This window comes from Acinetobacter sp. DSM 11652 (assembly GCF_900109815.1).
Lineage (GTDB): Bacteria > Pseudomonadota > Gammaproteobacteria > Pseudomonadales > Moraxellaceae > Acinetobacter.
Map to the genome: position 1 here is coordinate 80,714 of NZ_FOBK01000004.1, position 24,518 is coordinate 105,231.

Here is a 24,518-nt window from a genome sequence, read left to right on the forward strand (position 1 = left end):
GGTTACCATGAATCAAAAAGGTTTTACGCTGATTGAGTTGATGGTTGTTGTAGTGATAATTGCCATATTGATGACAATCGCAGTGCCATCATACCAAAGTTATTTAAAACGTAATGCTGCTGCACAGGCTCAGCAAGAAGTATCCAAAATTATTGAACAACTTGAACGCTATAAAAGTCGCAGTTTTTCCTATCGAGGTTTTGATGCGAAGTATATTTACGATCAAGATACATCAATGACGAGTATTTCCCTGCCTGATGCGAAGAAACCAAAATATGTGATTAGTATTGCCGATATCAGTGAAAAAACACCTAAAACCTTATTAAGTTCAGATCAGGGCTTGGGACGGGCATGGGGGATTCGAGCTGTACCAACGCAGACAGACTATGATGCGTTTTTGGCGACGAGTCAGGGTATTCGTTGTAAAACAGAATATTTGGTGGAAAATGACTTAAAAGAAGTCAATGCATATACAGGATGTGGTGCAAATGCAAAACAATGGTAATTCAGGATTTACTTTAGTAGAGATCATGATTGCAGTGGTCATCATTGGAATTTTAGCCATGATTGCCTATCCGTCCTACCAAGAATATGTTCGTAAAACTAAACGTGTCGAAGTAAAAACCACATTGGCAGATATTGCAGCTCGACTTCAGCACTATCAGGTTGCGAATTACAGTTATATTAAATCGGATGGCAAAGCAGTCACGTTGGCTGAATTGGGATTTCAGACCAATGCGCAAAATCGAGTTGAAGTTCCGCATTATGATCCTGTCTATACGGTTGGTATATCAGATGTAACCAACAACAGCTGGGTGTTGAGTGCAGTGCCTGTGAGTGGAAAATTGATGCAAACAGATGGTCACTTTGTCATAAATGAAGCCAATGAAAAATGTTGGGTGAAAGCAGCTTCTTGTACACCTTCTTCAAGTACAAACTGGGATGGAAAATAAATTTAAATTCAAAAATGTGGATAAATAATTTTTGAGCTTTCAATCGGATCAAAGTTCACGTAAAATACTGCCCTCTATGAAAGGGGTTTGAAATGTATCGATGGTCGGTGCAGGGATAATCCGTAAAAACTATAAGGTTCTATCATGGTTGTTATTCGTCTTGCACGCGGTGGTGCTAAAAAACGTCCGTTCTATCAAATCATCGTGACTGATAGCCGTAATGCACGTGACGGTCGTTTTATCGAACGTATCGGTTTCTTCAACCCTACAGCTCAAGGTAAAGCAGAAAAACTTCGTTTAGATGCTGATCGTTTCGCTCACTGGGTTGCTCAAGGTGCTCAACCTTCTGAACGTGTTGCTTCATTAGCTGCTCAAGCTAAAAAAGCTGCAGCTGCTGTTTAATACGGTAGAAGCTAGCCCATGACACCAACACAGAATGTTCCCGAAGATCGTATTCAGATTGGACAGCTACGTTCAGCTTATGGATTAAATGGGTGGCTCTGGGTCTATTCCAATACAGAACCTATGAGCAACATATTTGACTATCTGCCTTGGTACATCGAGACCAAAGCAGGTTGGCAAATTGTAGATGTGAAACGTTGGAAGCCACATGGTAAAGGCTTAGTTGTTTCGCTGAAAGGTGTGAGTGATCGTACTGCAGCAGACAATTTAGTTGGCGCAAATATCTGGATTTCTAAATCGCAACTGCCTCAACCAGGCGTGGACGAGTATTATTGGTCTGATCTAAAGGGTCTAACAGTGTTAGGTCTTGATGATGAAGAGCAAGAAGTCAATCTTGGTCAAATCCACGAGTTGTTTGAAACAGGTGCTAACGATGTGATGGTAGTTCGCGCAACTGCTGACAGTGTCGATGGCGAAGAGCGAATGATTCCATGGCATAAAGATGTGGTGCAACGCGTTGATCTCGAAACTGGTCGTATCTATGTCAATTGGGGCATAGATTACTAATATTTTCGGAAATACGGGAGTCTGCGATGTTTTTTGCAGTCATTACGCTTTTTCCTGAAATGTTTGAAGCGATTACAAGTTTTGGTATTAGCGGTCGCGCAGCGAAACGCGATTTAATGCAAATTCATTGTATTAATCCTCGTGATTTTGCAACAGGGAACTACAAACGAGTGGATGAGCGTCCATTTGGTGGTGGTCCTGGTATGGTGATGATGGCTGAGCCATTGGCAAAAGCAATTCATCGTGCCAAAGAGCTTGCAACGCAAGCAGGTGCTGTTCATGTACCTGTGGTGTATATGTCGCCACAAGGTAAAACCTTAAATGAACCTTCAGTACAAGATTTCGTGCAATATGACGGATTAATTGTATTGTGTGGTCGTTATGAAGGTGTTGATGAGCGTTTGATCCAAAAATATGTTGATCAGGAATGGTCTATAGGGGATTACGTTTTATCTGGGGGAGAACTGCCTGCGATGGTTTTATTGGACAGTATTATTCGGAGACTTCCGGGTGCAATGTCTGATGAACAATCACACGTTCAAGACTCATTTGTAGATGGTTTACTCGACTGTCCGCAATATACAAAGCCTGATCATTTTGAAGGTTTGGATGTGCCTGAGGTACTAAAATCAGGTCATCATGCAAATATTGAAAAATGGCGTTTTTTGCAGCGCTATCAACGAACGCTTGAACGTCGACCTGAATTGGTTGAAAAAGTTGAGTTGACTAAGCAGCAAAAGAAATGGCTCAAAGATTCGCAAAAATAAATCTTTTAGATTTATTTAAGCAAATATGACCTCAAGCATATTGCTTGAAGTATTAAATAGGCTCTTTATGCATTGAAGCGGTCAAGCATAAAGGGAAAGTCAATCGGGTCTATGCGCCTTAGCCTCTAGCCCCAGTGGATATCAGACCTCTTCTGACCCACACATATTGGAGATACCCCATGAGCGGTAAGCATCCTTTAGTACAAGCTGTAGAAAATGCTCAGCTTAAACAAGACATCCCAGCTTTTGCACCAGGTGACACAGTAGTTGTCCAAGTAAAAGTAAAAGAAGGCGACCGTGAGCGTTTACAAGCGTTCGAAGGCGTTGTAATCGCTAAGAAAAACCGTGGTTTGAACTCTGCGTTCACAGTACGTAAAATTTCTAGCGGTGTTGGTGTTGAGCGTGTTTTCCAAACTCATTCACCAATCGTAGCTAAAATCGAAGTTAAACGTCGTGGTGACGTTCGTCGTGCTAAACTTTATTACCTACGTGAACTTTCTGGTAAAGCTGCACGTATTCGTGAAAAGTTACCAGCTCGTAAACAAGGTTAATTTTAGCCTTGCTTCGAAGCAAAAAAATGCGCCTTTTGGCGCATTTTTTATGATCAAAACTTACAAACCTTGAATCTTCAAACGATTGGCATGTTGTCTAAAGATTGATACTGGATCAGGAGCAAAGAAGCCTTTAAGCCCAAGTATTTGATTGACTTCATCAAAATGATTTAAGTTGTAATTATCACGAATTACTTTGCCGTATTTAGCACTACAAATAGGCACGAGACCATCGTGATTGCGTTCATTAGGCATAATCGCTGTCCCTAAGACAACAATTGCGGTATCTAAAATATCGAGAACATTGGTCACCTTTGAAGAACCAATCCAAGAATAATGATATACGCCGTTAGCCGTTTGTGATGAACCGTTAGAATTACAGTCTTTCGGGAGCGCAGCAGAAGGGAACTTTTGATTAAATTCTAAAGAACCTTTTACAGAAAGATCATACATGGATTGTTCGTAATTAACGCTAAGACTTGGATTACCTTCCATAATTGAAATTGCAGGTGCCAAAATATCACCAATAACTAATTTTGCTACACTATTAAGCACTTTACTATTTACGAAAGTATCTCCTAGGGGAGAGCCCTTAATACTGCCTGCAACAGCAGTTAGAGAAGCAACTTTCTCAGGAGCAATGGCTTCAACGTAACGTACAGTAGGTCCTCCATGACTATGGCCGATCAAATTGACCTTGTCTTTACCCGTAATAGCTAAAGCTGTTTCTACTTGTTGTAACAGTTGCTCACCACGAACCACAGTTGATTCGACAGGAGACATTTGAGCGACAAAAACACGTGCACCATTTCGTGCGAGGTCAGGGGTAATTTGATAGAACTGATCTAAACCGAAATGTTCTGTACCAATGCGGCTAAAACTTAATGCAAAGCCATGGGCCATTACAATAGGGTACTTAGTTTGCGCATAATTGGTATTTACGTATTTAGCTTCGACATCGATCAGGCCGGAAGCATATGTAAGTTGAGATAATCCTACCAGACTTAGCAGAAGTGCTGGGATCATTTTTTTGTTTTCATTTTTTCTTCCTTAAAAAGACAATATTTATTGTCAAAAAATATTGTAAAGAAAAACTAAACAAAAATAAGATAAATCCGACTAAAATTTGATCATTATTAACCTAAACACAAAGGGTGAAAAATTCACCCTTTGTGTTTAGGTTTTATAGCCCTTGGAGTTTAAGTCGATTTGCATGCTGACGATAAACATCTACAGCACTTGGTGCAAAAATGCTTTTTAAACCAAGTAGATGGTTAATTTCATCTAAATGATTCCATTTATAATTATCACGAATGACCTTGCCAAATCGAGCAGAGCAACGCCCTACAATTCCATCTCCATCTTTTTCAGCCAAAAGAGAAGAAGTTAACATGCCATAATCAGATGGATCTAAAGCGGTATTAAATGGAGAGTTACCCATAAATGAATAATAATGAGTATTGTTGACACGATAAGTCCCTTCACCACATTGGGTTGTAGGTACACCATTTGGAAAATTCTGACTAAATTTGAGTGATTCTTTCGTTCCTAAACTTTGTAGGGCTGCTTTAGCATCATAAGGAAAGACTTTTGGATCAAGACCAGATGCGAATGTAATCACTGGCGATACCAGATTGTCAAAAATCGCGCGAGCAGGTGCTTCTAAAATATTACCTACCAGAACACCTTCTAGTATATCAGCCATTCTTGCTCCTTGATTTCCAGAAGCAATTGTCGTAACAGATGCGACATGATCAGGTATAACACCTGCAATATATCGAACAGTCTGACCACCATGACTATGTCCGATTAAATTCACTTTTTGCTTGCCGGTAATGGCAAGTATCTCTTCAACTTGACTCAGTGCTTGTTCACCTCGCACTTCACTTGAGTTCATCGTTGAAACACGTGTTTGCCAGATGTTTGCACCATTTCGAGCAAGATCAGGAGTGATCTGATAAAAGTAGTCAACACCGACCATGCTACCAAAGCCAAATAAGCCATGGGCAAGCACAATAGGGTATTGGGTTTGTGCATAATTTGATTTAGGTGTTTTGACGGTATGGTTAACGGCTAAATCTTTAATTTGCGTTGAGGCTTGTGCAACAGGAAGAAAACATGAACCTATGCATAGGCTCATGACTATTTTTTTTAGTTTCATTTTCGATACTCATTCAGTGATTCGTTTATTTTTATGATTCAGGCGATATCCATCGCCATAATTTAAGATACTAAAATTGTGACTTAAGTCTATAAAAAAGAGATAAAGTGCAAATTTATTGATATAAATTGGATGGGTGACTCATTTATAGGATAGATATGTCATGCTAATGAGGGCTATTTAAACAGTCTGGACCCATCTAGAGATGAGTGCAGACAAAAAAATATATTAGAGACCTTGTTGTTTAAGCCGATTTGCATGTTGACGATACATCGAGACTGGATCTGGCGCAAAGACACTTTTTAAACCAAGCACTTGATTGACTTCATCTAGATGATTCCAATTGAGATCATCACGGATGGTTTTACCGAATTTTGCACTACAACGTGAAACGAGGCCATCATTCTCTTGACCACCATCAATTAATAGACTGGTAATTTTTAAAGCTGAGTCTACATCAAGTGGGTTTGTGACCGTTCCGATACCCGTAAAGGAATAATTATATATTCCTTGTTCACGATATAAACCTTCAGAGCATGAGTTTTGAGGAACGCCTATAGGATATTTTTGATTAAATATTGCTGATCCTGCTAAGCTCAAACTATTGGCTCCCGCAAGTGAGTCGTGAGGGAAGGATGCTGGATCAAGTCCCTGTGCCCAAATAATAGCTTTAGACAGTAGATTGACTACAGCCACAATTGGTGTTTCAAGGATTGGTGCTGTATCACGAATTTTTAATATAAAATCAGACACTGGTGAGCCTTGATGTGGCGCCCCAATCGCTGTCATTGATGCGACTAATTCAGGTCTTACACCTGCGACATATCGAATTGTGGGCCCGCCGTGAGAATGACCGATTAGATTGACCTTAGGCGATCCAGTGAGTGCAATGACTTCTTCAACTTGATGTAAAAGTTGCTCACCCCGAATTTCTGATGAGTTAAATGGCGATACACGGGAAGCCCATACATTTGCACCGTTACGGGCGAGATCAGGTAAAATTTGATACCAATAATCTACACCGAGTGGATCAGTGCCAATACGGATAAAACCAGACATTCCGTGACTAAATACGATTGGATACTGGGTTTTTGCATAGGTAGTTTGAAATTTTGAAGTCACTTGTTCAGGTGCTGTAGCAGCGTAACTCGTGCCAATTAAACATGCGAAAGAGAGGCATGTCCCCAAAATAAATTTTCTCATCTCTATTCCTTAGATGGATTGAAATACTCGACAATTTCCGTTGTCACAATAAGAGTATAGCGAAGCAAAAGGAAAGAAAAGTGGATTTAAACTTTAGGGAACAATTTTTAAGATAAGCCTCCATAATTTCGTGATGAGCGTATGGAGGCTTGAGAAGATTATAGTCCTTGAAGTTTCAAACGATTTGCGTGTTGTCGATAAACCGATACTGGATCTGCTGCAAAAATGCTAGTCATCCCCATCATTTGATTGACCTCATCTAAATGATTCCAACGGTAATCATCCCGAATCGTTTGTCCGAAGCGAGCACTGCAAACTGGGACTAAACCATCATTTGCACCTTCCTTAGATACAATGAAAGATGCCGCTTGCATTGCATAATCTGATGGATCAAGGGCATTGGTAAACGGTGTATTACCAGTAAATGAATACATACGCATGCCATTGACTTGATATGCACCCTCACCACATTTTGTGGTTGGTACACCCGCAGGGAAACGTTCTGTAAATGCTAATGAGCCTGCTGTAGATAAACTTTTAGCCGAGGCAAGCGAATCATGTGGCAGGCTTTTCGCATTTAATCCTTGTGCCCAAACAATTGCTCCCGAGACAAAATTCATCGCTGTCGCAAGCACAGTATCAAGTCCTGTTCCTTCTGAACGCAAGATAAAGTCTGCCATAGGTGATCCTTTATTCACACCAGCGACAGTGGTCATGGATGCCACATGTTCAGGAATTGTTCCACCAATATAACGTATTGATGGTCCACCTTGACTATGCCCAATTAAGTTCACTTTTTGTGCACCAGTAATGGCTAAAATATCTTCAACTTGTTGAAGCAATTGCTCTCCACGAATTTCGTTGGAGTTGAATGGAGATACTCGTGTAGGCCAGACATTAGCACCATTACGCGCTAGATCTGGCAGGATTTGGTGCCAATAATCTAAACCAAAGCTCTCTGTACCAAGACGGACAAATCCTGTTAGTCCGTGTGCAAATACGATTGGGTATTTAGTTTTTGCGTAGGTATTGTATTTGCCAAGTGTCGAGGTTACAGGTTTCACTTCTAATGCAGAAGCATTAGATAATTGAGTCGTTAAGCAAGCTGCAGACGTAAGTAGGCACGCCATAATTTTGTTGTATTTCATCATCATCCTCAACTTTTTATTATCAAACCCTAATCCTAGAGTTAAATTGATTATAGTGATGTAAATCACATTTTAAATATCGAATAGATGAATGGTAAATTTTTAAGGTTAAAAAAGAGAGGTAGATTTGATCAATGAACTATCTTGATGAAGATTTGAATCTGCTTTCAAATCCAGCCTAATGAATTTGAAAGCAATTACTCAATTAAAGAGCTAGAGATTTAAAGTCCTTGTAATTTAAGGCGGTTGGCGTGCTGTCTATAAACTGCAACTGGGTCAGGAGCAAAAAATCCTTTAATTCCGAACAGCAAGTTCACCTCATCTAAATGATTCCACGGAAAGTCATCACGAATAGTTTTACCAAAATGGGCACTACAAACTGGAACGATGCCATCATTTTTTCCTGCTTTATGAACCGACAAACGGTCAAGTAGAACCATGACAGGGTCACCTAGATCCAAGGCATTCGTAAAAGGCTTGTTTCCTGTCATTGAATATAAATGAATTCCTTTTTCTTGATAAGCACCTTCGCCACAGTGGGTTAATGGTAAACCGAGAGGGAATTTTTGATTAAACAAGGCAGTTCCTTCAACAGATGTACTCACACCAGCGGCCATCGCATCATGTGGGAACGTATCAGCAGGAAGACCTTGTGCCCACATAATGACTTTACCAAAAGTGCTGATGAGAACATTCAGTAGCTCTGATGTTCCTGTTTTATCTGCGATTTTTAATACATCTGACGCGATGATTGTACCTTTGTTGGCACCGGCTACAGTCATCACTGATGCAACATGTTCAGGCATTACACCTGCGGCATAACGAACAGAGTTTGCACCATGACTATGACCAATCAGATTGAGTTTGTCAGCACCAGTAATCGCCATGACTTCTTCAAGTTGTTGAACATATTGTTCACCTCGGACTTCAGAAGAATTGAAAGGAGACATTCTAGCCGCCCATGTGTTTGCACCGTTTCTCGCTAGATCAGGTAAAATTTGATACCAGTAATCCATGCCTAGACTTTCAGTGCCCAAACGTATAAATCCAACCATTCCATGAGCGAATACAATAGGATATTTCGTTTTGGCATAGTCAGATTTGACACTTGAAACTTTGATCTGTTGAGCTTGAGTAGCATAAGTTGTCGTAGATGTTAGACATAACGCTGTCACCAGCGAGCCTAGAATGTGTTTTATTTTCATTATTATTCCTAGTTTTTAGTGAATCTATGATGTTCTTCCAGATGAACATACAGAAGACCTTAAAAGATGTTATTGAATGCAACAAGATACAAAAAATGCCAATTTAGCTTGCCGAATTAACATATAAAAAGCAAAAAAGAATCAAAAGTTGAAATAATTAAAGGATTTAATCATTAGCAAATGTGTTCAAAAAGCATTATTTAAATTTTGTCGAGAGTCGCTGATGGTCGGAAAAGCTATTCTGATGAATAGCTTTCCATTTGACTGCGCTATTTTGTGCGTCTAGAGTCCTGTCAGTTTCAAACGATTGGCATGTTGGCGATAAAGTGAAATAGGATCTGGGGCAAATAAACCTCTGAGACCGAACATCATATTAGCTAAATCGGTATGATTTAGTTTGTAATCATCACGAATCACACGTCCAATATGCGTGCTACAGCGCCCAACCATCCCATCATTATCTTTATTGCCATACGCTAAAGGCCCGAGCTGCATTAAAATGGTATCGATATCTAAGAGGTTGGTGGTTTGTGCAACACCAGTCCAAGAATAATAAAAGATTCCGTTGTCTATTGGGCTGCCTAAACGAGTACAACTTGACGCGAGAGCTTTTGTTGGAAAACGTTCATTAAATGCAGCAGAGCCTGTTTCAGTTAATGATTTCATCGAAGCATCAAAGCTGATCGGCATATCAGGACGACCTTGTGCATAAGCAATTAATGGGGGAATGATGTAATCCCCTAAAATATTAAATATTGTTCGAGTTGCTTCATTATTTTGAATTTTATCTGCGACCATAGAACCTCTGAAAGTCCCTCCTACACCAGTAACAGAAGCAACATAGTCGGGTTTTACTGCTGCAACATAACGTACAGTCGGTCCGCCGTGCGAATGACCAATCAGATTGACCTTTTTCTGCCCAGTGATCGCAATTACTTCTTCAACCTGAGAAATTAATTGTTCTCCTCGAAATTCAGTCGTATGAGCAGGTGAGAGTTGTGCTGCAAAAACGCGTGCACCATTGCGCGATAGATCAGGTAAGATTTGATACCAATAGTCAATATTGAATGTTTCATTGCCTATGCGAGACCAGCCTAACCAACCGTGTGTCATCACAATAGGATATTTGGTTTTTGCGTAACTACCGATCTTTGTCTCATTTACTTCGAGTAATCCCGGACCTGCGTGGGCAGTGAATGAGCTTGATAAGCATAGCGTTATGACGAATGCTAACGTCGTAGGTATCAATTTAAGTTTTAAGTTTTTCATCGTTCTTCCCTGTGAATGAATGTGTTCCTTGAAAAGATTAATCGGCAAAAGGAAGTTGACCGCCTTGATCATGAACTTGCTCGAATGTTTCTACCCGAAGTTGCTCTTGTGAATTATTAAAATGTTGAGAACGGAGGCGTTGTACAGCTTCCTGCTTTGCACTAGAGCTCATATTACTTTTTACAATGCTGTCACGTTCAGATAAATATTGATTGACCTTGCTTTTCCAATTTGAGCGCTGTCCATCAAGATTTTCTAGACGTTGTGTTGCTTCAGGACCGACTAAACTGAGACGCATTTGACGAATTTCTTCTGCACTACCACCACGAGCTTTAATTTCTGCAGTTAATTGACGAAGATCTTCGAGTTGAGAAAGTTGTTTTAAATTTTCTTTCCAATCTTCAGGTAGATCATTGAACAGTTCTTTTAATTTATCGGCTTTTTGTTTTTCAGATAAATTTTTATCTTCCATGACACTCATGCGAGCCAAGGTATAAGCATGATATTCATCTTCGATACCAAATAAACCTTCAATTTCATAGTCTGAAAAAAATTGTTTACGTAATGATTTCATCTGATTAAAAATAGCTTTGTAATACTGCGCACTTTCTTTGTCATGGTTTGGTGGTGTTAGGTCTCCCATTTTTTCACGATATTGAACATAACGTGACCATAAATCTGTCAGTTGACCTAGTAATGGTTCTTGATAGGTGCTTTGAGCAAATTTAATAAAATCAGCCTTGATTTGCGGAATCTCTTTTTCACCGTATTGGGTAATAAAAAACTCAAAACAGTTCTTAGTATTTTCATTCACAATCAAACGGTTGGCATTATCGGTTTGGATTTGACAATTGATTTGAATATCTTGCTGACTTTTACTTGCAAAGCTAGAACCATTCACGGTTGTACTTTGTTGTAGCGCCATATTTTCTGATTGAATTTCGGCATCTTGTGCTGCTCGTTGTGAGTTTTCAACAGATTCAGCTGAGTCAGGTTTCAACCATTGAAAGAGAAGAAATAAAACGACCAGACAGGCCACAATCAGCAGAGTAATTTTCAATTTAGCTTTTGAATTCATTTCACATCCTATGAAATCATTTAGTTATTATTAATGGTGTAGAATAATTTGCCACAAATGTCACATTTTATGCATAAAAATTTAATCAATATTCGATAAATGGATTTGATAAAATAGCAGTATTTTACTGATCTGAATATTATCTAATGTCTGCTAAATCTCCAAAAATTACTCGACGTCATATAAGTGGTGTATTTCTACTCAACAAACCTTTGGGGATTAGCTCAAATGCAGCATTGCAAAAAGTGCGTTGGCTCTATCGTGCTGAAAAAGGTGGTCATACTGGCGCTTTAGATCCATTAGCATCAGGCTTACTCCCGATTTGCTTAGGTGAAGCGACCAAGTTTTCACACTTTTTACTGGAATCTACTAAACGTTATCAAACGACGATTCAATTGGGAAATAGTACAACTACAGGTGATGTCGAGGGTGAAGTTTTGCTCGAGGCACAACCGATTGAACTTAACGAAGATAAAATTCAAGGCGTGATTCAGCAATTCGTTGGAGACATTCAACAAGTTCCTCCAATGTATTCTGCTTTAAAGAAAGAAGGTCGTCCTTTGTACGAGCTGGCACGTAAAGGAATTGAAATCGAACGTGAGGCTCGTCCAATTCATATTTTCGCGATTGAACTAATGTCTTTCACTCAAGATTCAATTACTTTGGATGTGACATGCTCAAAAGGAACGTATATCCGAGTATTGGGAGAGGATATTGCTCAAGCTTTAGGAAGTTATGGGCACTTAACATATTTACATCGTATTCAAACTGGACATTTTGGTATTGTGCCAGAGTACACCATTGAATACTTAGAAAGTCTAACTGAACAACAACGTGAAGCATTGTTGTTACCTGCTTATGCGCCTGTCGATCATTTTCCAAAGGTTCAAGTACCAGAAGGTCGTGCAGAATATTTCTGTCGTGGGATGGAAAGTAATATTGATCATCCTGCCGAATCTCAAGTCCTCGTATTTGATGAAAAAAAGTGTTTAGGTTTAGCTGAAATTACTGATAAAAAACGTCTAGTTCCTAAACGTGTATTAAATTTATAAGCGAACTCAATTATGGAATTAGACATCATCCTCAGCCTGATTTTTTTTGCATTTTGCGCAGGCGCGATTGATGCAGCAGTCGGTGGTGGTGGTCTCATTCAGATTCCAGCATTGATGAGTGCTTTTCCTCATATGGCGCCAGCAACATTATTTGGCACCAATAAGCTAGCTGCGGTTGTTGGAACAGCAACATCCGCGTGGACTTTCGCTAAAAAAGTTAAGTTTGAATGGAAGTTATTACTGGTGGTGGCGATATGTGCTGCCATCAGTTCTTTTGCGGGAGCTGCCAGTGTTTCCATGATTCCGAAATCAATCTTGCAGCCCTTTGTCTTGGTGATGCTGATTGTGATGGCAATTTACACATTGTCAAAGAAGGAGTTTGGACAGGTTCATATTGCACAAACGGTAAACACTAAAATTCTGATCTTGGCTGGAATAGGAAGTTTGGCGATTGGGTTTTATGACGGATTATTCGGTCCGGGAACAGGAAGTTTTTTTATTTTTTATTTTATTCGATATTTACAAGTCGATTTTTTGCATGCAGCAGCTTTGGCCAAGATTGGTAATGTGATGACCAATTTAGCCGCTCTTACATTCTTTATTCCTGCAGGCCACATTTTATTTGCAGTGGGTGCCATGATGGCTGTTGCTAATATGATTGGTTCGATTGTGGGGGTGAAATTGGCGCTTAAATACGGTAGCGGTTTTATTCGTATTCTGTTTTTAATTCTGGTATCTATTTTAATTGTTCGATTAAGTTATCAGATGTTCTTAATGTAAACCATTCTCAACATTAAACTTTTTTATACAAATCGCTTCTTAAACCTATCTCGAAGTTATCGCCTAAGCTCTTATAGTAAGTTGAGTGTTTTGAAGATCATTCAAGTTTTTCTTTTTTCAAATCATATTTATAAGACAGGATAACAAGATGAATATTTTTGAAGCTTTACGTGAAAGTCATGATGTTCAACGTGAACTTGCTGAGAAGCTGGTTCAAACTTCAGGGGATACGCCAGAACGCCGAACATTATTTGAGCAGCTAAAAAATGAATTGTTTGCTCATGCAGTGGCAGAAGACCGATACTTCTATATTCCACTGATGATGACCGATTCAGGTTTGAATATTACGCGTCATGCATTAGCTGAACATCATGAAATGGACGAATTACTTGAGCAACTCACCGAAACTGAATTCAGTAATCCAGGATGGTTAGCCATCGCGAAAAAATTGTCAGAAACCGTTCATCATCATCTTGAAGAAGAAGAGCATGGTTTTTTTCAGCAAGCAGGAAAAATTCTAGAGGATAAACAAAAAGAGAGTTTGGCTAAAAAATATCAAACTGAATATAAGAAATATAAGAAATTAGATAAAGACAGCTTGGTTTAATCCCATGATAAAAAAGATGGCATGTGCCATCTTTTTTATGTTTCTATACCATGTGATTTCATTCTAGCAGCGCGATAAGTAACACCAATTGATGCAATCATAATACAACCCAAAGCAACGGCTTGTAATAAGGTAATGTGTTCATTCAACAGTAACCAACCTGTCAATGCACCTAATGCTGGTGACAAACTTGATAGCGTTCCATAAGACATTTTACTTAAATTCTTTAATGCCAATAAATCCAATGCATAGGGAATGGCTGTAGCCAAAAGCGCAATGACGATGGCTTGTGACCAATATTCAAATTGAACTAATGCGGATGGATTATGAACCATACTGATCGGTAATAATGTCAACGCTGAGAGGACGATTGCAATGCTGAGAGCATGCATGCCGATATTCTGCCGAACGACTTTCTGTCCAAAATAAATATAGAATGCCCAACAAATGCCTGCACCAATGGCCATAGCAGCACCAAGATATGAAAAGTTAGTCGCATTGGCATCTTGCCAAGGCACCATCAGTGCTACACCGAAAATTGCCAGGATGACCCAAATGTAATCACTTCGTTGTTGAATTGATAGTAAAGCCAAGGTGAGTGGTCCTAAGAACTCAAGTCCTACTGCAATCCCTTGCGGTAGTTTTCCTAATGATGCATAAAACAAGACATTCATCAAAGCGACTGAACCACTATAAAAGAGAAGATCTTTCCATTTTAAGTAAGGAAGGCGACGAAGAATTTTCCATGAACGGAACATTAATACAACCATAATTGATGCAAAGCATAGACGTAAAGTGACCACAGTAAATGGATCTAAAACTTCAAAAAGCTGCTTTGCGAAGGATGCACTAATTTGATAGGCGATCATGGATAAGACCATGAACAGCACGGCAGTGAGTTGAGCATTTGGCATTGGGAAAACGAAGCCGAATTAAAAAGAGTGAGACTGCTCAAATTTTAACATTATTATGATGACCACAGTGCTTCAATCCATCATGGAAAATGTAGTTTAAATTAAGTATGAGATCATTTTTGTTTGGCGTGTTGAGTGGTATAGGTACAGCCAATTGAGGCACAAATGATGGTAAACAATGCTAGCCATTGATTCCATAACAATTGCTCACCCAAAAATACAAAACCAGATAATGCGGCAACAGCTGGTTCAATACTCATCAGGGTACCGAAACTTAATGCTGTTAGATTTCGTAGTGCAATCATTTCTAAAGTAAAGGGTAAAGCACTGGCGAGTATCGCTAAAGTGATGAATAAAATTAGATGATTAATTTCAAATACGCTTGCTGGCAAGCCGATACTGAGGGCGATCGGCATAAGAATGATACTTCCAACAAACATGCCTAAACATACGGTGTGATTACCTGAAACTCCCGAAGGCCGCTGACCAGCAATAATATAAAGTGCCCAACATGCGCCAGCTGCCAACGCAAAAAATACACCAAGTAAATCCAAAGGTTGTTTGGCTTGGTCAAAGGGAAATAAAAGGATCAGTCCAATAATGGCCAAACTAACCCAAATAAAATCAAACTTTTGACGCGCATAATATAAGGCCACACTGAGTGGACCAATAAATTCAAATGAAACTGCTAAACCGAGTGGAAGACGATCAATGGCAAGATAGAACAACATATTCATGCCAGCTAATGCGACACCATAACTGACAATGGCTGTCCATTTAATTTGTTTAAATTGAATTTTCCAAACTTGAAAAATAAGCGCCAAAATCACAGCACTAAATGTCAGACGTAGAGCTGACACAGTAATGATCGGGAATTGTTCAAATAAAACTTTTGCTAATGAACCACTACTTTGTAGACTGATCATGGCAATCAATAACAAACCGAGTGCTTGTAACTGCGGGTTTATTTTTAACAAAGACATGGTTTTAAATGTATGGTGGTTAGATTAGAAAGGGATATCTTTCATCTAAGTTGGCGGAGCCAACGTCAACTCAGATGAGACACCATAAAAAAACCACAGCTCGAAAAAGCTGTGGTTTTCCAAATGTATTAGAGATTAGAACAATACGCGAGCGCGGATTGTACCTTCTACGTTATGAAGTGTATCAAGTGCTTCAGCAGAAGCTGTAGCATCAACGTCCATGACTAAATAACCCACATCACCTTTGGTCATAAGAGACTGACCAGAGATGTTAATCCCGTGTTCAGCAAACAGGTTGTTAATTTTAGACAACACGCCTGGAATGTTTTTGTGAATGTGAAGTAAACGGTGTTTACCTTCAGTCAATGGAAGCGCAATTTCAGGGAAGTTAACTGCTGACAATGTCATACCTTTGTCAGAGTAAGCAACGAATTTCTCTGCAACTTCTAGACCGATGTTTGCTTGAGCTTCCATCGTAGAACCACCCACGTGCGGTGTTAAAATCACGTTCGGGATATTACGTAGTGGAGAGATAAACTCTTCACCGTTCGCTTTAGGCTCTTTCGGGAATACGTCAACAGCAGCACCAGCCAAATGACCTGATTTCAGAGCATCAGCTAAATCTTCAATTACTACACATGTGCCACGTGCAGCATTGATGAAGATTGAACCTTGTTTCATCTGAGCAAATTGCTCTTTGGTCATGAAATTACGTGTAGAAGGGACATCTGGCACGTGTAGTGATACAACATCAGCATTGGCAAGAAGTTCGCCCATTGAGCCAACTTGGCGAGCATTACCTAAAGGTAATTTTGTTACTGTATCAAAGTAAATCACTTTCATACCCATGCTTTCAGCAAGTACAGAAAGTTGTGAACCAATTGAACCGTAACCCACAATACCTAAAGTTTTACCACGTGTTTCAAATGAACCTACTGCAGATTTGTTCCAACCACCTGCATGTGTATCTGTAGATTTTTCAGGTACACGACGAAGGAGAAGAATAGCTTCAGCTAATACAAGTTCAGCAACAGAACGAGTATTTGAGTATGGTGCGTTGAACACTGGAATACCACGGCTCATCGCAGCATTCAAGTTCACTTGGTTTGTACCAATACAGAAACAACCGACCGCGATCAATTTATTCGCAGCTTCAAAAACTTCTTCAGTTAATTGTGTGCGCGAACGAATACCGATGAAGTGAGCATCTTTAATCGCTTCTTTCAGCGCTTCACCTTCAAGCGCAGTTTTACGATAGTCGATGTTGGTGTATCCAGCAGCATTCAAAGTGTCGATTGCGTTTTGGTGAACGCCTTCTAACAATAGGAAACGAATTTTATCTTTAGGCAAAGAGAGATGTTGGCTCATTACGGCTCCGCTACAAAGGCCAAATTTAGTGGCAGTATGATAGCATACGTGAGCGTGCTATATACATTTCCTTTATGACTTGAGCTATGGATATTTTTGCAAGATATAGTCCTTATCAGACAAACTGCGGTTGAATTAACTGCATCATATCTAAGTAACATTCGCAAAATGTCTGATTTTATCGGGGTTTCATGGGAAAATGCTTTATAATGCACAATCGTGAAATTGACTCATCCAGTCGTGGTGATATTTTCTTCACATTCGCTTAACAAATACGCTTTTAAAATCTTGATTAAAGGTTTGTTTTTTAAGCAATCTACAACTTGTATCTTTCTTGCTAGGTCTGCAAACGATGAATGCTCCAGTTGCTTTAACCCCAGAGTTATTGACTCAATTAACGTCAATTGTTGGTGAAAACCGTATCAAAACTGATACGGACAGCCTACAAAATTGGGGACGCGATCACACTAAACATTTTGATCCAAATCCATCAGTCATCGTTTTTCCTTCGACGACTGAACAAGTTCAGGCAATTGTGAAACTAGCAAACCAATTTAATGTTGCTGTGACACCATCAGGTGGTCGTACTGGTCTTTCTGCAGGTGCTGTCGCTGCTAACGGTGAAATCGTAGTCAGCATGGACAAGATGAACCAAATTTTGGAATTCTTCCCAGCAGACCGTATGGTGCGTGTACAAGCAGGTGTGGTGACTGAGCAACTTCAGAATTATGCTGAAGAGCAAGGTATGTATTATCCAGTTGATTTCGCTTCAGCTGGTTCATCACAAATTGGCGGTAACATCGGTACTAATGCTGGCGGTATTAAAGTCATTAAATACGGTATGACACGTAACTGGGTACTCGGTCTGACTGTAGTCACTGGTAAAGGTGATGTGCTGCGTTTAAACAAAGGCATGATCAAGAATGCTACAGGTTATGCGTTGCAACACCTATTTATTGGTGGTGAAGGTACTTTAGGTTTAGTGACTGAAGCGGAAATTAAACTTGAGCGTCAACCACAAGATCTGCAAGTAATGGTGCTCGGTGTACCTGACTTTGATGCAGTGATGCCAGTTCTTCACGCGTTCCAAGCGAAAATTGATTTAACTGCGTTCGAGTTCTTCGGTGAACTTGCGATGCAAAAAGTATTGGCAAATGGTCACGTGCAACGTCCATTTGAAACCGAATGCCCATTTTATGTATTGCTTGAGTTTGAGGCGCCATTTGAACCAATTATGGACAAGGCAATGGAAATCTTTGAGCATTGTATGGAACAAGGTTGGGTACTTGATGGCGTGCTTAGTCAAAGCTTAGACCAAGTAGAAAGCTTGTGGCGTCTGCGTGAAGATATTTCTGAGTCAATCGCACCATTTATCCCATACAAAAATGATATTTCAGTGCTCATCACACACGTACCTGCATTCATTAAAGAAATTGATGCAATTGTTGCTGACAATTATCCTGACTTTGAAATCTGCTGGTTTGGTCATATTGGCGATGGTAACTTGCACTTAAATATCTTAAAGCCTGAAAATTTAACCAAAGATGAATTCTTTGCGAAATGTCAGGTGGTGAACAAGTATGTATTTGATACTGTGAAAAAGTATGATGGTTCAATTTCTGCGGAACATGGTGTAGGTATGACGAAGAAGCCATATCTTGAGTACACACGTTCAGCTGAAGAAATTGAATATATGAAAGCACTCAAACAAGTATTTGATCCAAATGGGATTATGAATCCAGGTAAATTATTTGATTTGTGAAACAAAATCTATCTATAAATAAGGTCTAAAAAACAGCATGCTTGTCATGCTGTTTTTTTATTTCATGAGAAATTTTAATGTTAAAAAGAATAATTTTTCTAAGTGCAATTGCACTTTCACTTAATGCATGTATAGGTCAAAAACAGTCGAATGAGATCAATACTAAAAATCATAATTCTGTAACTGGTCAAGTAGAAACGTCGAAACAAAATGCCAATTCTGTTCAAAACTCTCCTTTAGATCAAGTGTATCGGAAAATTCAAAGCTTTGAAGATATGAGAACAGTAGATTTACAACAGGAATTCGATACACCTGAATCTGGAAAATCTCATGCAAAAGTAACTGTCACCTATGGTGGACTAGCGGATGACTCTGTTTCTGCACAACGTGAAACTTACCAATTTGAATACATTAATAGTGAGTGGAAAGAAATATCAAAAGATGAAACTTGGAAATGTGGTCGTGGACCAGATACTACAAACTTTCATAATAAATTATGCCCTTAAAAATTTACTTTCGAAATTTTCCATAAAATTGTTACGAGCGTCATTTGAACTGTTTAAATTCAAAAATGTAGCATCAATATGCTGCATTTTTTATTCGTATTTCTCGTTCTATTAATCATTTTTAATGAGCTTTAGAAAAAATAACATACATATCTGTTCTTTTTTGTCACAACAGTTCAGAACATCATATGTAAAAGATCAATGGCGAACTGAGTAAAACAATGATGATGAAAATAATGACCACAGTTGGTCTAGTTAGTATGATGCTCACGGGGTGTGCTACTACGAAAAATGTTATTTCTAAAGTACATGGGAATGACACTCCTTTAGAGCAAGTCTTGAAGCTACATCCTGAATTACGCAATGAGCTTGCGACTGTTGAATTACGTCAGTATTTTAATCGTGCCGAAGCACCGACCGTAGCCGAAGTCAAAGTGACACAAACAGGCTTGATGGATGACTCAATTGCTGCCGAGCGCTTTATCTATAGTTTTAAATTGAACGATGGTAAATGGCAGCAAGTTAATAAGAAAACTGAATACAAATGTGGGCGTGGAAAAAATACAAAATCTTTCCAAACTGCGCTTTGTCCATGACATCAGACCAGAAATTCGGTTTAAAAAGGCATAGTGAGTTATGCCTTTTTTATTGCGTGCATTATTGAGTCGAATAAGGATGAGCAGATGAGAAGCGCCACTCACGATAGCAAATATAGCCCATCGCTAAAATGGGAAAAATCATACATAAGAAGCCAAAGAACATATAAGTAATCGCACCTAATATTGCACCTGAACTGAAGGATAAAATAGTCGGTAAGATTTTTAGAATATTTTGTTTGGCAACTTGTTTGCGTTCTTCTGATACATGAGGCGCCCCATAAGCAATAGTACAATCAATGGTCAGTTGAGCAAGATTGCCCGTCATTAAGGTTGAGGTAGCCATTGTAGATAGTAATGTTCGGATAATGGCATTTCGAATTCCCATTGCAGCAATGCCCAATGTTGCGGTAAGTATTGCGCCAAATTCAGCCAAAGTATAAAACGGGCTGAAATTAAGTCCCGCCAGCATGAAGAGCGTTAACAGTATTGTCTCTGCAATAAAGAACCCAAGTAAGATGTTCGGATATTTGTCTTTCCAACGTTGTTCACACCATGCGGTAATACCAATCGTAAATACGAAAATGCCAATAAAAAGAGCCCACAGTCCTAATCCTCCCAGGATCGTTTCTTTGCCTGCAGTCACGATATAGCCAGTAACATGATTGGTATAAATGCCAAATAATGAAATAAATCCAACGGTATTTAGCCAACCACCGACGAGAGATAGAATCGAAGCTTCATGATGATGTCGCCAGCGATTTTTAATTGGTATGTAGCATTTTGACATAGTTCTAAAAGCTCAAGGTGCACTGAGAGATTACATCGACAAAACAAGTGTTTTATCGAGTCTGCAGATCCTTTGCTTTGTGGAATTAATCCACATGAACATTAAGTAATTAAAAGTTTCATATTGATCAGTGGTGAATGTTCAGATTAGATGATTTCTAACATTTTATATGTTTCAAATTGCATCAAATTTTGATGACAAAAATATTTCAATTGATAAAACACAACTGAAAGCATCATAAAATTAACGTAGAGGGAAATCTAAAACCCCATTAAACTAAAGTTATTCAATAAATAAGATAAAAAATGAAAACACTCGCTTTTATCCATCGTAACGACAGTCATTTTTCAGTTGGAGACTTTAATCCGGTCGTGTCTGTTTTTTCACACTATGAACTCGGAAATACAGTATCCCCATTTTTACTTCTCGATCATATTGGTCCCGGTATGTTGAAACCCTCTCAACTGCGTAAAGGTGTTGAAGAGCATCCGCACCGTGGTTTTGAGACAGTCACTTTTGTGTATGAAGGTGAGTTAGAGCATTGGGATTCGCAAGGTGGTGGAGGTGTTATTCAGAAAGGTGATGTACAGTGGATGACTGCTGCATCAGGCATTATTCATAAAGAAAAATTTAGTGAGTCATTTTCCCGAGAGGGTGGACGATTTGAAATGATTCAGCTGTGGGTGAATTTGCCAGCAACTGCAAAAAAATCGAATCCGCGTTATCAAAGCTTACTTAAATCTAACATCCCAGTTGTAGATTTAGCTCATGATGCGGGTACTGCGCGTGTCATTGCTGGTGCCTTTATGCAAGTGCAAGGACCAGCATTAGTCCACAGTCCTTTGCTGGTTTTGGATTTGGATTTAAAAGCAGGTCACACACTCACATTACCAGCAGGACATTTGGATACCACACTGATGTATATGCGCCGTGGTAAAGTTGAATTTGGTACAGATGATGAATTACTGACTGATCAGGGAATGGCAGTATTTTCAAGTCATGGTGAAAACGTTGAATTCACCACATTGTCTGATAGCAAAATTTTATATCTCATGGGACAGCCACTAAATGAACCTTTAGTCGGGCGTGGTTTTTATGTCATGAATACGCAAGATGAGATTGTTGAAGCGATTGAGGAAATGAAGCATGGTACTTTTTTGAAAAGCCATGCAATTGATGCCAAATGATGTCAATGTTTGGGTGAGAAATTGATTTAAAATAAAGGCTAAATTTTCGTTTAATTTTCAGACTTTCTTTCTCAATTCAGGGTTACAAAAACGCAAAACTTTGTCATGGCATTGTGATGCATTTTACGTAAACTACGCTTCCAAAAAATATTCAAACATGTGAAAAAAAACATGCAAAAGGTGAGTAAAGCAACCTTAAGTCGGGCAACAATTATGTTTCCTTTGGCATTGGTGCTCTTCGAATTTTCAGTCTATATCTGTAATGATCTTGTACAACCTGCGATGCTTACGATTACACGTGAGTTTGGTGTAGGCAGTGAGTGGGCGCCATCATCCATGTCTTTCTTTTTATTGGGTGGAGCATGTTTGGCGTGGTTTTTAGGTCCGTTATCAGATCGCTTAGGTCGTAAAAAAGTACTCCTTGGAGGTGTTTTCTTTTTTGTGGTCTGTTGTTTGCTCATTTTATTCACCCAGTCTATAGAGCAATTTCTTGTATTTCGTTTTTTACAAGGGATTGGGCTGACCATTATTTCAGCTGTGGGTTATGCTGCCATCCAAGAAATTTTTGAGGAAAGAGATGCGATTAAAGTCATGGCTTTAATGGCGAATATTTCATTGATCGCACCATTACTTGGTCCTGTGCTAGGCGCATTTATGATAGACCATGTGTCTTGGCATTGGGGTTTCATTGGGATTGCCTTTTTAGCAGCCTTAAGTTGGTTTGGTCTTAAAGCAAAAATGCCTGAGCAGCATTTGAGTATTCCTAAGCAACCATTAAGCTATGTATGGGATGACTTCAAATCCATTTTTAAAAATAAAAAATTTATGGGCTTGGCTTTGTCAGTACCCATGGTCTCAATTCCACTGATTTTGTGGATCGCTATGTCACCTGTAATTTTGGTCGAACAGCTCGGTCTGACCAATATGCAATATGGCTATGCACAGGTGCCTGTATTGGGTGGTTTAATTATTGGAAATATAGTCTTGATTCGTGTCATTGATCGCTATGCGGTAGGAAAGACCGTGCTAGTTGCATTGCCGTTGATGTTGGTTGGAACGCTTATTGTTTTGGCAGGTGCGATTTGGCAGGATTATTTGTTATGGTGCTTAATTATCGGTATGACCTTAATCAGTTTTGGTGAGGGCTGCAGTTTTTCTGTGCTTTATCGTTTCAGTTTAGATGCATCTGAGGTATCTAAAGGAACTGTTGCTGCCGCAGTAGGCATGATTATGATGATTGCATTCTTTGTTGTGATCGAAATTGTACGCATTATGTATGAATCTTACGGCACGATGGTATATGCATTGGCTTGTTTTATCCTTATTGCACTGTGGTTTAGTGCTCCAAGAAAAATTGTTCATCAGATCATGCAAGAAAGAGCCACTTCAGCATAAAAAAATCCTCCTTGTGGAGGATTTTTTAATCATTGTATTTGTTCGAGATGTTTGAGTTTACGATCAAAAATAAAAGGGGCAAAGGGTAGAACGGAAGCTATCAGCCCAAGAATAAATACATTGATAGACCACTTTTGCTTCTCGCATACCACAAATAATACGACTAAAAACAACACAAATAGAACGCCATGTCCCATGCCAATATATTTCACATAAATAGACTGATCTAACATATATTTCATTGGCATGGCAAAAAAAAGCAGTAGTAGGAATGAAATCCCTTCAAGTAAACCAATAATACGTAAGGACTTAATATTCATTCTCAAACCCCACAAAAGAAGACATCCTATTTTACCTAATCGTTGTTGTAGCAAAGTTAGAATCTATGTGGACTAGATCGCATTGTTTAAGGGAAATATAATTTATAATAATCGTTTTTTATGATAGTAGATTTAAAAATAAGCTAATATGTCAATCATGTCTATAAAGATGGATATGAAGTGATACTCACAACATTTTATAGATCATCAGCGAAATAAAAAAGGACTAAGCTAGAGCTTAATCCTTTGATGAGTCTTGGGTGTAGCTTAGCGTATAACACCACATGCTACACGATCACCCCCACCACCTAGTGGTTTAGGTTGGTCTGAATAATTGTCACCACCTGCATGTACCATGATGGATAGACCTTGAATATCTGCAAGTGTAAGACGTGGTGCAATCACTTGTGTTTTTGCATTGCCTGACGCGTCAACGTTCAATACAGGTAAGTCACCTAGATGACCATCGTTTGGCGTACCATGCCCAGGCGCTTGATTTGGATTGTAATGTCCACCAGCGGCAAGCGCAGCACCCATTTTGCCATCTTTTTCAGCAGGTTCACATGAGCCTTTTTCATGGATATGGAACCCGTGATATCCAGGTGATAATTTAGTTAAGTCCGTTGTGATCACAAGACCTTTGTCACTATCTTGGAAGCTAATCGTTCCAATTTGATCATGAACTCCTTGAGCACTCACCGCATTTACAGGAATGGTTTGGATTTTAGAGTTGGATTCTTTGGATGCAGATGTATTTTGCGTTGCTGCACATCCCATAAAGCCTAAACTCAGCAATGCACTGAGCATAGAAACTTTTAATGCTGAAACTTTCGATTGCATTTGCATGCTGTTCTATCCTTGTTCCATGTAAGTGATAACGCATTGAAACAAATTTGGCATTTAGCAACAAGAACGATTTAAGTATTTGATTGTATAGATTTCTTATCAGTAAAA

Annotated in this window: 27 protein-coding genes; 14 read left to right on the top strand and 13 right to left on the bottom strand. The window is 39.1% G+C overall.

Annotated elements, in window-relative coordinates:
* The first annotated feature begins 7 nt into the window (after positions 1–7).
* The 6 genes from BMW42_RS05350 to rplS all read left to right on the top strand — a co-directional run bounded on the left by BMW42_RS05350 (position 8) and on the right by rplS (position 3,240).
* Complete coding sequence (locus BMW42_RS05350; protein WP_092766670.1) at positions 8–505, top strand: type IV pilin protein; 498 nt, start codon at positions 8–10, stop codon at positions 503–505.
* A complete protein-coding gene (locus BMW42_RS05355; protein ID WP_171260680.1) occupies positions 489–953 on the top strand; it encodes a type IV pilin protein in 465 nt (154 codons plus the stop codon). Before BMW42_RS05350 ends, BMW42_RS05355 begins: the two co-directional genes overlap by 17 nt.
* A 144-nt stretch (positions 954–1,097) precedes the next feature.
* Positions 1,098–1,355 carry a 30S ribosomal protein S16 gene (gene rpsP, locus BMW42_RS05360; RefSeq protein WP_035264308.1) on the top strand — a complete coding sequence of 86 codons (258 nt, stop codon included), beginning with the start codon at positions 1,098–1,100 and terminating at the stop codon, positions 1,353–1,355.
* Positions 1,356–1,373: 18 nt separating this feature from the next.
* Complete coding sequence (gene rimM, locus BMW42_RS05365) at positions 1,374–1,922, top strand: ribosome maturation factor RimM (RefSeq protein WP_092766671.1); 549 nt, start codon at positions 1,374–1,376, stop codon at positions 1,920–1,922.
* Positions 1,923–1,948: 26 nt separating this feature from the next.
* Positions 1,949–2,689: a tRNA (guanosine(37)-N1)-methyltransferase TrmD gene (gene trmD / locus BMW42_RS05370; RefSeq protein WP_092766672.1), complete on the top strand. Its 741-nt coding sequence runs from the start codon at positions 1,949–1,951 to the stop codon at positions 2,687–2,689.
* A 179-nt stretch (positions 2,690–2,868) separates the two neighbouring features.
* A complete protein-coding gene (gene rplS, locus BMW42_RS05375; RefSeq protein ID WP_004787066.1) occupies positions 2,869–3,240 on the top strand; it encodes a 50S ribosomal protein L19 in 372 nt (123 codons plus the stop codon).
* Between the two features lie 60 nt (positions 3,241–3,300).
* Here the strand turns inward: rplS and BMW42_RS05380 are convergent, their stop codons facing one another.
* From BMW42_RS05380 to BMW42_RS05410, 7 genes are all read right to left on the bottom strand, one after another.
* Positions 3,301–4,266 carry an esterase/lipase family protein gene (locus BMW42_RS05380; RefSeq protein ID WP_092766673.1) on the bottom strand — a complete coding sequence of 322 codons (966 nt, stop codon included), beginning with the start codon at positions 4,264–4,266 and terminating at the stop codon, positions 3,301–3,303.
* Positions 4,267–4,423: 157 nt separating this feature from the next.
* Entirely contained in the window at positions 4,424–5,401 is a 978-nt protein-coding gene (locus BMW42_RS05385) for a lipase family alpha/beta hydrolase (RefSeq protein WP_092766674.1), read from the bottom strand.
* A gap of 228 nt (positions 5,402–5,629) precedes the next feature.
* Positions 5,630–6,604 (bottom strand): esterase/lipase family protein, encoded by a 975-nt coding sequence (locus BMW42_RS05390; RefSeq protein WP_035264290.1) that lies wholly within the window; start codon positions 6,602–6,604, stop codon positions 5,630–5,632.
* Between the two features lie 158 nt (positions 6,605–6,762).
* Positions 6,763–7,752, bottom strand: coding sequence for a lipase family alpha/beta hydrolase (locus BMW42_RS05395; protein WP_081403225.1), 990 nt, complete (start codon positions 7,750–7,752; stop codon positions 6,763–6,765).
* A 221-nt stretch (positions 7,753–7,973) separates the two neighbouring features.
* The gene (locus tag BMW42_RS05400; protein ID WP_092766675.1) at positions 7,974–8,957 is read right to left on the bottom strand and encodes an esterase/lipase family protein; all 984 of its coding nucleotides are present in this window, start codon (positions 8,955–8,957) and stop codon (positions 7,974–7,976) included.
* Positions 8,958–9,239: 282 nt separating this feature from the next.
* Positions 9,240–10,226: a lipase family alpha/beta hydrolase gene (locus tag BMW42_RS05405; RefSeq protein ID WP_092766676.1), complete on the bottom strand. Its 987-nt coding sequence runs from the start codon at positions 10,224–10,226 to the stop codon at positions 9,240–9,242.
* A 37-nt stretch (positions 10,227–10,263) separates the two neighbouring features.
* Positions 10,264–11,304 carry a lipase secretion chaperone gene (locus BMW42_RS05410; RefSeq protein WP_092766677.1) on the bottom strand — a complete coding sequence of 347 codons (1,041 nt, stop codon included), beginning with the start codon at positions 11,302–11,304 and terminating at the stop codon, positions 10,264–10,266.
* A 146-nt stretch (positions 11,305–11,450) separates the two neighbouring features.
* On the opposite strand from BMW42_RS05410, the gene truB reads away from it, so the two are divergent.
* The 3 genes from truB (at position 11,451) to BMW42_RS05425 (ending at position 13,743) form a co-directional block, all read left to right on the top strand.
* On the top strand, positions 11,451–12,356 hold the full coding sequence (truB, locus tag BMW42_RS05415; RefSeq protein WP_092766678.1) for a tRNA pseudouridine(55) synthase TruB: 906 nt from the start codon (positions 11,451–11,453) through the stop codon (positions 12,354–12,356).
* Between the two features lie 12 nt (positions 12,357–12,368).
* Complete coding sequence (locus BMW42_RS05420; protein ID WP_092766679.1) at positions 12,369–13,136, top strand: sulfite exporter TauE/SafE family protein; 768 nt, start codon at positions 12,369–12,371, stop codon at positions 13,134–13,136.
* A gap of 148 nt (positions 13,137–13,284) precedes the next feature.
* Positions 13,285–13,743, top strand: coding sequence for a hemerythrin domain-containing protein (locus tag BMW42_RS05425; protein ID WP_035264279.1), 459 nt, complete (start codon positions 13,285–13,287; stop codon positions 13,741–13,743).
* Between the two features lie 35 nt (positions 13,744–13,778).
* Here BMW42_RS05425 and BMW42_RS05430 read toward each other — a convergent pair whose 3' ends face one another.
* From BMW42_RS05430 to serA, 3 genes are all read right to left on the bottom strand, one after another.
* On the bottom strand, positions 13,779–14,657 hold the full coding sequence (locus tag BMW42_RS05430; protein WP_092766680.1) for an EamA family transporter: 879 nt from the start codon (positions 14,655–14,657) through the stop codon (positions 13,779–13,781).
* Between the two features lie 113 nt (positions 14,658–14,770).
* Positions 14,771–15,640, bottom strand: a complete 870-nt coding sequence (locus BMW42_RS05435; protein ID WP_092766681.1) for an EamA family transporter — start codon at positions 15,638–15,640, stop codon at positions 14,771–14,773.
* A gap of 135 nt (positions 15,641–15,775) precedes the next feature.
* A complete protein-coding gene (serA, locus tag BMW42_RS05440) occupies positions 15,776–17,008 on the bottom strand; it encodes a phosphoglycerate dehydrogenase (RefSeq protein WP_035264273.1) in 1,233 nt (410 codons plus the stop codon).
* Between the two features lie 352 nt (positions 17,009–17,360).
* On the opposite strand from serA, the gene BMW42_RS05445 reads away from it, so the two are divergent.
* The 3 genes from BMW42_RS05445 to BMW42_RS05455 all read left to right on the top strand — a co-directional run bounded on the left by BMW42_RS05445 (position 17,361) and on the right by BMW42_RS05455 (position 19,872).
* The gene (locus tag BMW42_RS05445) at positions 17,361–18,770 is read left to right on the top strand and encodes an FAD-binding oxidoreductase (protein ID WP_035264271.1); all 1,410 of its coding nucleotides are present in this window, start codon (positions 17,361–17,363) and stop codon (positions 18,768–18,770) included.
* Positions 18,771–18,847: 77 nt separating this feature from the next.
* Positions 18,848–19,276 (top strand): hypothetical protein, encoded by a 429-nt coding sequence (locus tag BMW42_RS05450; RefSeq protein ID WP_092766682.1) that lies wholly within the window; start codon positions 18,848–18,850, stop codon positions 19,274–19,276.
* A 236-nt stretch (positions 19,277–19,512) separates the two neighbouring features.
* Positions 19,513–19,872 (top strand): hypothetical protein, encoded by a 360-nt coding sequence (locus BMW42_RS05455; RefSeq protein WP_228143087.1) that lies wholly within the window; start codon positions 19,513–19,515, stop codon positions 19,870–19,872.
* Positions 19,873–19,933: 61 nt separating this feature from the next.
* Here BMW42_RS05455 and BMW42_RS05460 read toward each other — a convergent pair whose 3' ends face one another.
* Complete coding sequence (locus BMW42_RS05460) at positions 19,934–20,662, bottom strand: YoaK family protein (protein ID WP_092766683.1); 729 nt, start codon at positions 20,660–20,662, stop codon at positions 19,934–19,936.
* 305 nt (positions 20,663–20,967) lie between these two features.
* Here BMW42_RS05460 and BMW42_RS05465 point away from each other — a divergent pair, with 305 nt between their 5' ends.
* A complete protein-coding gene (locus BMW42_RS05465) occupies positions 20,968–21,849 on the top strand; it encodes a pirin family protein (RefSeq protein ID WP_092766684.1) in 882 nt (293 codons plus the stop codon).
* 171 nt (positions 21,850–22,020) lie between these two features.
* Positions 22,021–23,244, top strand: coding sequence for a chloramphenicol efflux MFS transporter CraA (locus BMW42_RS05470; RefSeq protein WP_092766685.1), 1,224 nt, complete (start codon positions 22,021–22,023; stop codon positions 23,242–23,244).
* 29 nt (positions 23,245–23,273) lie between these two features.
* Here BMW42_RS05470 and BMW42_RS05475 read toward each other — a convergent pair whose 3' ends face one another.
* Positions 23,274–23,564 carry a DUF3817 domain-containing protein gene (locus BMW42_RS05475; protein ID WP_092766686.1) on the bottom strand — a complete coding sequence of 97 codons (291 nt, stop codon included), beginning with the start codon at positions 23,562–23,564 and terminating at the stop codon, positions 23,274–23,276.
* 267 nt (positions 23,565–23,831) lie between these two features.
* Positions 23,832–24,404, bottom strand: a complete 573-nt coding sequence (gene sodC, locus BMW42_RS05480; protein ID WP_092766777.1) for a superoxide dismutase family protein — start codon at positions 24,402–24,404, stop codon at positions 23,832–23,834.
* Between the last annotated feature and the right edge of the window lie 114 nt (positions 24,405–24,518).